This window comes from Stutzerimonas nosocomialis, assembly GCF_005876855.1.
Classification (GTDB): Bacteria; Pseudomonadota; Gammaproteobacteria; order Pseudomonadales; family Pseudomonadaceae; genus Stutzerimonas; species Stutzerimonas nosocomialis.
In genome coordinates this window covers 1-10,452 of the sequence record NZ_QLAE01000064.1, presented here as the reverse complement: position 1 = coordinate 10,452, position 10,452 = coordinate 1, and the positions used below count along the sequence as shown (strand labels likewise).

9 protein-coding genes, 1 tRNA gene and 1 pseudogene are annotated in these 10,452 nt (G+C 62.0%); all 11 read left to right on the top strand.

Features of this window, described 5'->3' with window-relative positions:
* Nucleotides 1–87 precede the first annotated feature (87 nt).
* On the top strand, nucleotides 88–1,812 hold the full coding sequence (locus DN824_RS22155; protein WP_138410484.1) for a tetratricopeptide repeat protein: 1,725 nt from the start codon (nucleotides 88–90) through the stop codon (nucleotides 1,810–1,812).
* A 3-nt stretch (nucleotides 1,813–1,815) separates the two neighbouring features.
* On the top strand, nucleotides 1,816–2,436 hold the full coding sequence (lolB, locus tag DN824_RS22150) for a lipoprotein insertase outer membrane protein LolB (protein WP_138410483.1): 621 nt from the start codon (nucleotides 1,816–1,818) through the stop codon (nucleotides 2,434–2,436).
* A complete protein-coding gene (ispE, locus tag DN824_RS22145; RefSeq protein ID WP_414718426.1) occupies nucleotides 2,436–3,281 on the top strand; it encodes a 4-(cytidine 5'-diphospho)-2-C-methyl-D-erythritol kinase in 846 nt (281 codons plus the stop codon). The genes lolB and ispE overlap by 1 nt, the downstream gene beginning before the upstream one ends.
* A 33-nt stretch (nucleotides 3,282–3,314) precedes the next feature.
* Nucleotides 3,315–3,389 (top strand) — tRNA-Gln (locus DN824_RS22140).
* Nucleotides 3,390–3,431: 42 nt separating this feature from the next.
* Nucleotides 3,432–4,373 carry a ribose-phosphate pyrophosphokinase gene (locus DN824_RS22135; protein ID WP_138410481.1) on the top strand — a complete coding sequence of 314 codons (942 nt, stop codon included), beginning with the start codon at nucleotides 3,432–3,434 and terminating at the stop codon, nucleotides 4,371–4,373.
* 123 nt (nucleotides 4,374–4,496) lie between these two features.
* Complete coding sequence (locus DN824_RS22130) at nucleotides 4,497–5,114, top strand: 50S ribosomal protein L25/general stress protein Ctc (protein ID WP_138410480.1); 618 nt, start codon at nucleotides 4,497–4,499, stop codon at nucleotides 5,112–5,114.
* Nucleotides 5,115–5,149: 35 nt separating this feature from the next.
* Entirely contained in the window at nucleotides 5,150–5,734 is a 585-nt protein-coding gene (gene pth, locus DN824_RS22125) for an aminoacyl-tRNA hydrolase (RefSeq protein ID WP_138410479.1), read from the top strand.
* A gap of 23 nt (nucleotides 5,735–5,757) precedes the next feature.
* Nucleotides 5,758–6,858 (top strand): redox-regulated ATPase YchF, encoded by a 1,101-nt coding sequence (gene ychF / locus DN824_RS22120; RefSeq protein WP_138410478.1) that lies wholly within the window; start codon nucleotides 5,758–5,760, stop codon nucleotides 6,856–6,858.
* 152 nt (nucleotides 6,859–7,010) lie between these two features.
* The gene (locus tag DN824_RS22115) at nucleotides 7,011–8,264 is read left to right on the top strand and encodes a tyrosine-type recombinase/integrase (protein WP_138410477.1); all 1,254 of its coding nucleotides are present in this window, start codon (nucleotides 7,011–7,013) and stop codon (nucleotides 8,262–8,264) included.
* Nucleotides 8,265–8,498: 234 nt separating this feature from the next.
* A pseudogene (locus tag DN824_RS22110) lies at nucleotides 8,499–8,851 on the top strand (HVO_A0114 family putative DNA-binding protein).
* A 111-nt stretch (nucleotides 8,852–8,962) separates the two neighbouring features.
* A partial coding sequence (hsdR, locus tag DN824_RS22105) for an EcoAI/FtnUII family type I restriction enzme subunit R (RefSeq protein ID WP_138410475.1) occupies nucleotides 8,963–10,452 on the top strand: 1,490 nt, incomplete at its 3' end.

Genomic DNA, 10,452 nt, shown 5'->3' with positions numbered 1-10,452 from the left:
CCGACCCACCCGTGCCAGGCCGCCCATGGGCTTGCCCCAAGGCTTGTGTCATGATGCCGCGAACGCAGACCAGCCGTATTCGAACCTATGAACAAACACCTCGCCCTTACCGCCATGCTGCTTCTCGGTGGCTGCCAGACCTTCGCGCCGCCCGCCTCCGAAAGCACCGCCCCGGTCGAGGACGCCGCACTCGAATCGCCCAAGGTCGAGCCCGCTCACTACGGCACCTTCACCCGTGAATCGCTCTATGCGCTGCTGGTGGCCGAACTCGCCGGGCAGCGCAACCGCTTCGACATCGCCCTGGGCAACTACGTCCAGCAGGCCAACGCCACCCAGGACCCCGGTGTGGCCGAGCGAGGCTTTCGCATCGCCGAGTACCTCGGCGCCGAACAGGCGGCGCTCGACACGGCGCTGATCTGGGCCCGCAACACCGACAGCCTTGATGCCCAGCGCGCCGCCGCGGTGCAGCTGGCACGCGCGGGCCGCTATGAAGAGTCGCTGGAATTCATGGAGAAGGTCCTCCAGGGACAGGGCGACACGCATTTCGACTTCCTCGCGCTTTCGGCCGCCGAGACCGACCCGGACACCCGCGCCGGGCTGCTGCAGAGCTTCGACCGGCTGCTGGTTCGCAATCCCGGCAACCCGCAACTGCTGTTCGGCAAGGCGGTATTGCTGCAGCAGGACGGCAAAACCGAAGAGGCGCTCCAGTTGCTCGAATCGCAGCAGGCCGACAAGCAGCAAGTGCCGTCGATCCTGCTGCGCGCCAGGCTGCTGCATGCGCTGGGTCGCGGCAAGGAAGCCCTGCCGCTGCTCGAGCGCAGCCTGCGCCAGCATCCGGAAGACAAGCGCCTGCGCCTGACCTACGCGCGCATGCTGGTCGAACACGAGCGTCTCGACCAGGCGATGGGCGAATTCGCCACCCTGGTCCAGCAATACCCGGGCGACGACGACCTGCGCTTTTCCATGGCCCTGGTCTGCCTCGAAGCCGAAGCCTGGCGCGAGGCGATCGTCTACCTGGAAGAGCTGATCATGCGCGGCAGCCATGTGGACGCGGCCTACTTCAATCTCGGCCGCGCCCGCCAGGCACTGGGCGAGACCGACGAGGCGCTTGCCGCCTTCGCCGAAGTCGGGCCGGGCAACGACTACCTGCCCGCGAAGCTGCTCCAGACCCAGCTGCTGTTCCAGAACGGTCGCGAGGCGCAAGCCACGCAACTGCTGGCCGAAGCCCGCAGTGCGCAACCCGACTACGCCATCCAGCTGTATCTGATCGAAATGGAAGCCCTGTCCGAGGCCAAGCGCCACGACCAGGCCTGGCAACTGATGAGCGAGGCGGTCAGGGAGTTTCCCGACGACCTGAACCTGCTCTATACCCGCGCCATGCTGGCCGAGAAGCGCGGCGACCTGGCTGGCCTGGAAAAGGACCTGCGCTTCATCATCGAGCGCGACCCGGAGAACGCCACCGCGCTCAACGCGCTGGGCTATACGCTGACCGACCGCACCGACCGTCACGCCGAAGCCAAGACCCTCATCGAACAGGCACTGGCGCTCAAGCCCGATGACCCCGCCATCCTCGACAGCCTCGGCTGGGTGAATTATCGCCTGGGCAACTACGCCGAGGCCGAGCGCCTGCTGCGCCAGGCGCTGTCGCTGTACCCCGATCACGAAGTGGCCGCGCACCTGGGCGAAGTGCTCTGGGCCCAGGGCAAGCAGCGCGAGGCTCGTCGCGTGTGGGCCGACGCCCTGAAACAGCAACCCGACAGCGACATCCTGCGCGATACGCTGCAGCGCCTGACCGGCTCGGAGAAACCCTGACAGATGACCCTTCTGCGCAACTACCTGACCATCGGACTGATCGCCCTTCTCGCTGGCTGCGCCGGCGTCACGCCTCGCGAATCGGTGGAGGGCCCCGGCAGCGTGGCGGCCTGGAACGACCACAAGAGCAGGATCGCCGCGCTCGACGGCTGGCAGATCAGCGGCAAGGTGGGCATTCGGGCATCGCAGGACTCGGGCAGCGGGACCCTCTTCTGGCTGCAGCGCCAGGGCTATTTCGACATCCGTATCTCGGGCCCGCTCGGACGCGGCGCAACCCGCCTGACCGGGCGTCCCGACGCCGTATCCCTGGAGGTAGCCGGCCAGGGACGCTTCGAAGCCGACTCGCCCGAGGCGCTGCTCGAAGCCCAGCTCGGCTGGCGGCTGCCGGTCTCGCACCTGCTCTGGTGGATACGCGGCCTGCCGGCACCTGACAGCCGCAGCCGTATCGCCCTGGACGGCGAGGGCCGACTCGCACGCCTGGAACAGGACGGCTGGCAGGTCGAATACCTGAGCTATCTGGAACAGGATGGTTATCCGCTGCCTGAACGCATCCGCCTGCAGGGCCATGACCTGCAGGTAACGCTGGTGATCAAGGACTGGCAGCCTCGCGAGCTGGGCCGCTGATGCCGACGCTTTCCCTGCCCGCACCCGCCAAGCTCAACCTGATGCTGCATATCGTCGGCCGGCGCGACGACGGCTATCACGAGCTGCAGACGCTGTTCCAGTTCGTCGATTATGGCGACGAGTTGCATTTCTCCCGGCGCGACGATGGCCAGGTTCGCCTGCATGGCGAGCTGGCCGGCGTCGACCACGACGACAACCTGATCGTCCGGGCGGCCCGCCTGCTGCAGCAGGAAAGCGGCACGACCCACGGGGCCGACATCCGCCTGGACAAACGCCTGCCCATGGGCGGCGGGCTCGGCGGCGGCAGCTCCGACGCAGCCACGACGCTGCTGGGACTGGACCGCCTCTGGCAGCTGGGCATGGACCCCGAACGGCTGGCCGCGCTAGGCCTGCGCCTGGGCGCGGACGTTCCGGTGTTCGTCCGCGGGCGAGCCGCATTTGCCGAAGGCGTCGGCGAGCGCCTGACCTTCGTCGAACCCGACGAACCCTGGTATCTCGTCGTGGTTCCGCAAGTCTTTGTCAGCACAGCAGAAATTTTCTCCGATCCGGAGTTGACACGCGATACCCCTCCCATTAAAGTGCGCACCGTTCTCGAGCGGGGCGGTCGGAATGACTGTCAGCCGGTTGTCGAGAAGCGTTACAACGAAGTACGTAACGCTTTGATCTTGCTAAACAAATTCGTTTCAGCTAGATTGACCGGCACTGGTGGTTGTGTATTTGGGGCCTTCCCCAATGAAGCCGAAGCTGTTAAAGTCGCGGCCCAACTTCCAGCCACCCTGCCAGGTTTTGTAGCCAAGGGTAGCAACATCTCGATGTTGCATCGGAAGCTGGAGAATCTGTCCTGAGACACCGGATGCCAAACGGCATCTACACGATACAGGGGCGTCGCCAAGCGGTAAGGCAGCAGGTTTTGATCCTGCCATGCGTTGGTTCGAATCCAGCCGCCCCTGCCATTTTCTTTCATCAGGTCCACCCTCAGCCGGCAGGTACTGCGCGTGTCCAAGATGATGGTCTTCACGGGGAATGCCAACCCCGATCTGGCCCGGCGTGTCGTACGTCAGCTGCATATCCCTCTCGGTGACGCCTCGGTCGGAAAATTCTCCGACGGCGAGATCAGCGTTGAAATCAACGAAAACGTTCGCGGCAAGGATGTATTCCTTATCCAGCCTACGTGCGCACCGACCAACGATAACCTGATGGAACTGGTAGTGATGGCCGACGCCTTCCGCCGTTCTTCAGCTACCCGTATCACAGCGGTACTCCCCTACTTCGGTTACGCCCGCCAGGATCGCCGCCCGCGCTCCGCTCGCGTGGCGATCAGCGCGAAAGTCGTCGCCGACATGCTGACCGTGGTGGGTGTCGACCGCGTACTCACCGTCGACCTCCATGCCGACCAGATCCAGGGTTTCTTCGACATTCCCGTCGATAACATCTATGGCTCGCCGGTTCTCGTGGACGACATCGAAGACCAGCGCTTCGACAACCTGATGATCGTCTCCCCCGATATCGGTGGCGTGGTGCGTGCGCGTGCCGTGGCCAAGGCGCTCGGCGTTGATCTCGCGATCATCGACAAGCGTCGGCCAAAGGCCAACCAGTCGGAAGTGATGCACATCATCGGTGATGTCGAAGGCCGTACCTGCGTCCTGGTCGATGACATGGTCGACACCGCCGGTACCCTCGGCCACGCGGCCAAGGCGCTGAAGGAACACGGCGCGGCAAAGGTCTACGCCTATTGCACGCACCCGGTGCTGTCGGGACGTGCTATCGAGAACATCGAGAACTCGGTCCTCGACGAACTGGTGGTGACCAACACCATCCCGCTTTCGGCCGCCGCACAGTCCTGTACCCGTATCCGCCAGCTGGACATCGCGCCAGTGGTAGCTGAAGCGGTTCGCCGCATCAGCAACGAAGAATCGATCAGCGCGATGTTCCGCTAAGGCCACGTGCCCTAGCCATCACGTCGACGACATACGCCCCGCCACCGTGCGGGGCTTTTTGCCCAACCGCCCGAGCGCTGGTCGCAAGCGCTGCGGGCGTTGTTGTTATTTTGGAGAAACGCAATGACCGATTTCACCCTGAATGCCCAAGCGCGTTCCGACCTGGGGAAAGGTGCGAGCCGCCGCCTGCGTCGTAACGCCAGCCTCGTCCCGGCCGTCATCTACGGCGGTGACAAGGCTCCCCAGTCCATCGCCATCCTGGCCAAGGAACTGGCCAAGCTGCTCGAGACCGAGGCTTCCTTCAGCCACGTGATCAGCCTGAACGTCGACGGCACTGCCGAGCCCGTGCTGATCAAGGCCCTGCAGCGTCATCCGGCCAAGAGCTTCGTGCTGCACGCCGACTTCGTGCGCGTCGTCGAAGGCCACAAGCTGACCGCTACCGTTCCGCTGCACTTCATCAACCAGGAAACGTCCGTGGGCGTGAAGCAGCAAGGCGGCGAAGTGCTGCACAACATCAACGAAGTCGAAGTTTCCTGCCTGCCGCAAGACCTGCCGGAATTCATCGAAGTCGACATGGCCAACGTCGAAGTCGGCCAGGTCGTGCACATGACCGATATCAAGCTGCCGAAGGGCGTTGAGCTGGTATCGCTGGCCCACGGCAGCGACCTGCCGGTTGCCAACGTCCACGCGCCGCGCGTGAGCAAGGAAGATGCACCGAAAGAAGAAGGCGCTGCCGAGTAATCCACTCGTTTCAGCCTGAGGAAAGGGCCCCCGACGTGACCGCCGTACAACTGATCGTTGGCCTGGGTAATCCAGGCCCCGAATACGACCAGACCCGGCATAACGCGGGGGCCCTTTTCGTTGAGCGACTGGCTGCCCAGCAGGGCGCCAGCCTCAGCGTCGATCGCAAGTACTTCGGCCTGGTCGGTAAATTCCGTCATCAGGGCGAAGATGTCCGGCTGCTGATCCCCACCACATTCATGAACCGCAGCGGCCAAGCCGTGGCGGCACTGGCGGGCTTCTTCCGGATACCTCCCGAGGCCATCCTCGTGGCCCACGACGAACTCGACATGCCACCGGGCGTCGCCAAGCTCAAACAGGGCGGCGGGCACGGTGGTCACAACGGCCTGCGCGACATCATCGCCAGGCTCGGCAATCAGAACAGCTTCCACCGTCTGCGCCTTGGCATCGGTCATCCCGGCCATGCGAGCCTGGTGTCCGGCTATGTATTGGGCCGTGCGCCCCAGGCCGAACGCGAGCTGCTCGACACGGCCATCGGCTTTGCGCTGGACGTCACGCCGGAGATACTGACCGGCGACTGGACCCGGGCGATGCAGCGACTGCATAGCCAGAAGGCCTGAACCTAACTCCGAGGCAACACATCATGGGATTCAACTGCGGCATCGTCGGCCTGCCCAATGTCGGCAAGTCCACCCTGTTCAACGCCCTCACCAAGTCCGGCATCGCTGCGGAGAACTTTCCCTTCTGCACCATCGAGCCGAACAGCGGCATCGTGCCGATGCCCGATCCGCGTCTCGATGCGCTGGCGGCCATCGTCAAGCCTGAGCGGGTGATCCCCACCACCATGGAGTTCGTCGACATCGCCGGCCTGGTCGCCGGCGCCTCCAAGGGTGAAGGCCTGGGCAACAAGTTCCTCGCCAACATCCGCGAGACCGACGCCATCGCCCACGTGGTGCGCTGCTTCGAAGACGAAAACGTCATCCACGTCGCCAACAGCGTCGACCCCAAGCGTGACATCGAGATCATCGATCTCGAGCTGATCATGGCCGACCTCGACAGCTGCGAGAAGCAGCTGCAGCGCGTTGCCCGCACCGCCAAGGGCGGCGACAAGGAAGCGGTGGCGCAGAAGGCGCTGCTGGAAAAGCTCATCCCGCACCTCACCGAAGGCAAGCCGGCGCGCAGCCTGCTGAAGAACTTCAGCGACGACGAGAAGCGCCTGGCCCGCACCTTCCACCTGCTGACCACCAAGCCGGTGATGTACATCGCCAACGTGGCCGAGGACGGCTTCGAGAACAACCCGCACCTGGACGTGGTCAAGGCCATCGCCGAGGAAGAAGGCGCCATCGTGGTGCCGGTGTGCAACAAGATCGAGGCCGAGATCGCCGAGCTGGACGATCTGGAAGAGATGCAGATGTTCCTCGAGACCATGGGCATGGACGAGCCGGGCCTGAACCGCGTGATCCGCGCCGGCTATCAGTTGCTCAACCTGCAGACCTACTTCACCGCCGGGGTGAAGGAAGTCCGCGCCTGGACCGTCAAGGTCGGCGCCACCGCACCGCAGGCCGCCGCGGTCATCCACACCGACTTCGAGAAAGGCTTCATCCGCGCCGAGGTCGTCGCCTATGACGACTTCATCGCCTACAAGGGCGAGAACGGCGCCAAGGAAGCCGGCAAATGGCGCCTGGAAGGCAAGGACTACATCGTCAAGGACGGCGACGTGATGCACTTCCGCTTCAACGTCTGACGATTTTTGCTGGATCTCGGTGGCGCTCAGTAGCGCTTGGTGGATAGGTTGACCCATTTCAAATCAATGGGTTGCATAAACAATACGGTCTGCTGAGCGTTCCTATTGTTCATCGAGGTCCAGAAAATTCGGGGGTAGCGTTGGGGGTACTCGTGTTCAACCGTGGGGGTACATCTCCCCGCAGTGGAGTCCAACGATGCCCGAATCTACTCACCGACCTCAAGGTTAGGTCGGCCAAATCGACTGATCGAGACTGGAAACTTTCAGACGGCGGGGGCTTGTTCCTGCTGGTCAAGCCCACCGGCAGCAAGCTCTGGCGGTGGAAGTACCGCCTGCAAGGCAAGGAGAACCTCTTTGCCATTGGCGGCTTTCCTCAAGTAAGTCTTGCGGATGCACGTGCGGCCCGAGAGAAGGCGCGTGCCCTGGTCAAGCAAGGCATTCATCCTGCGCATGAGCGGCAGCAGGTCAAGCGGCGCAACCTCGAAGCGCTGGAAGAACGCAAGCGCGCTCGTGAAAGCTCGTTCGCCAAGGTGGCGAAAGCGTACCTGGCGGAGATCAAGCCAGTCTTTGCGCTCAGTTCCTACCGCACGAAAGAATCCCGCATCAGGAAGTACCTGTCGCCCAAGTTCGATGGGATGCCAATGAGCGACATTGGCGTGAAGCAGATTCGCCCGCTGCTGGAGGAGTGCAAGTCACACGGTGCGTGGGCAGCCATTCACGTCAAAGGCGATCTTGCGGCCATCTTCGAGTTCGCGGTGGTGCGGGGTCTGGTCGAGGCCAATCCTATTCCCAGTCTTCGCGGGCTGCTGCGCGTGCCGTTCAGCGAGAGCAAGGCCGCGATGACGCGAGAGCAAATCCAGAAGTTCTATCAGGAGTTGCGCGGCTACCGGGGCTATCCGGAAACCTCGTTGTGCCTGCGGCTGATTGCGCTGACCGCCTGCCGTCCAGGGGAGGCGGCGGATGCCGAGTGGGACGAGTTCGACTTTGAGGATGCCTTGTGGCGTCGGCCTGCGGCGAAGATGAAAGCGCGACGTGACCATGTCAGCCCGTTGTCGGCGCAGGCTATTGCCGTGCTGAAGGATTTGCAGTGCATCACGGGTGGTGGACGCTATCTGTTCCCACACCGGAGCGGCAAGGGCTTTACTACGCCTAACCGGCTGACTTACGCGATGCGCGACATGAACCTGGGCCGGGGTACGACGCCGCATTGCTGGCGGACGACCTTTTCAACCTGGGCCAACGAGAACGGATTCCGGCCTGATGCAATCGAGCGGCAGCTTGCTCATGTGGAGAGCAACAAGGTGCGGGCGACGTACAACAAGGCACTGCTGCTAGATCAGAGAAGGACGCTGTTGCAGGGCTGGGCGGACTACTTGAGTGCTGCGGAGGGTAGCGGCACGGCATAGGGAAGAGTTGGCTGGTTGTTACAGAGTGAGTGAGCACAAGGGTAGGCGGCCTTTTCCTTTTCTGGGTAGGGCCGTTGTCCCTTGGGTGCCGTTCCCTTGCCTTTGCAGAAGGATGGGCGCAGGGAATGGGGTAGTCACTTTGGGGTATTGAGGTAATTTTTATTGGATTACCCCATTTTGTGTCGCCGTATCAAGGCTCCCCTGGTTGTTCGGCAATGCTTATCAGTGAGTGATATCATTGTAAGTCAACGTGTCTTTGGATCATGCGCATGAAACGCTGCATTGTCGGTGTTCGGCAACTGGATCGCCCACCCCAGCATGGCGGCGAGGTTCCCAGCATCTGGTTCCCATCCTTGGCGTCGCTGGCCGCCGTGCTATCGGATGACAACCGCCGTCTGCTGCACCTGATTCATAACAAGCAGCCGAAGTCTTTGACGGAGCTGGCTGAACTCAGCGGCCGCAAGGTGCCAAACCTGTCTCGCACTCTGAAGACGATGGCCGATTACGGACTGGTTTCACTGCAACGCAATGTTCGCGATGTTCAGCCGACTGCGTTAGCAACCGAATTTCTGGTTGTGTTGGATTGAGTGTCATGGACGAAGTGGATGACGTCGCTACACAGCTACAAGATCGCGCGTCGAGCACCGAACGACAGGCAGGAATAATGGGGAAAAGCAGCGTGGAAGGAACTACATCCTATGAATAAGCAGACGCTCAGCGAGCGTGACATCTGCACCAAGTTCATCACGCCAGCGTTAGAAAAGGCCGGATGGGACGTCCTGACCCAGGTGCGAGAAGAGTTCCTGCTGACCAAGGGGCGCATCATCGTGCGCGGCAAACTGCACACACGTGGTCAGCACAAGCGCGCCGACTATGTGCTGTTCCACAAGCCCAACCTGCCCATTGCCGTCATCGAAGCCAAGGACAACAAGCATGCCATCGGCTCGGGCATGCAACAGGCCCTCGGTTATGCCGAAATGCTGCAAGTGCCTTTCGTATTTAGCAGCAATGGAGATGGCTTCCTGTTCCACAACAAGATCGCCAAGGACGGTGTTATCGAGCGCGAACTGAGCCTGGACGAGTTCCCCAGTGCCGATACGCTGTGGCAATGGTGGGCAGAGCATCAGGGCCTGAGCACGCAGCAACAGGCCCTGGTGGCCCAGGACTACTACAGCGACGGCAGCAACAAGACGCCTCGCTACTACCAATTGCTCGCCATCAATAAGACCATTGAGGCGATAGCCAAAGAGCAGAAGCGCATTCTGCTGGTGATGGCCACGGGCACAGGCAAGACGTATACCGCCTTCCAGATCATCTGGCGGTTGTGGAAGTCGCGTGCCAAGAAACGCATCCTGTTCCTGGCGGACCGCAACATCCTGGTCGATCAGACCATGACCAACGACTTCAAGCCGTTCGGCGCGGCGATGACCAAGATCCAGAAGCGGCAGGCCAACAAGTCGTATGAGATCTACCTGTCGCTTTACCAGGCCGTCACCGGTAACGAAGAAGAACGGAACATCTACAAGCAGTTCAGCCCGGAATTCTTCGATCTGATCGTGATCGACGAATGCCACCGGGGCAGCGCCGCCGAAGATTCGGCCTGGCGCGAGATCCTGGCGTATTTCCATTCCGCCACACAGATCGGCCTGACCGCCACGCCCAAGGAAACCAAGGACGTATCCAACATCGACTACTTCGGCGAGCCCATCTACACCTACTCGCTACGCCAGGGCATCGACGATGGCTTTCTCGCACCCTACAAGGTAGTGCGCATCGACCTGGACAAAGACCTGACCGGCTGGCGTCCCGACAAGGGCATGCTCGACAAGCACGGTAACGAGATCGAAGACCGTATCTACAACCAGCGTGATTTTGACAAGACGCTGGTGCTGGAACAGCGCACGCAAGTGGTGGCGCGCAAGATCAGCGAATACCTGAAAGCCAGCAACCGCTTCGACAAGACCATCGTCTTCTGCGACAACATCGACCATGCCGAACGCATGCGCCAGGCGCTGGTCAACGAAAACGCCGACCTGGTGGTGCAGAACCACCGCTATGTCGTGCGCATCACCGGCGATAACGAAGAAGGCAAGATGGAGTTGGATAACTTCATCTTCCCGGAAAGCAAGTATCCCGTCATCGCGACAACTTCTAAGCTGATGACCACAGGCGTCGATGCCCAGACCTG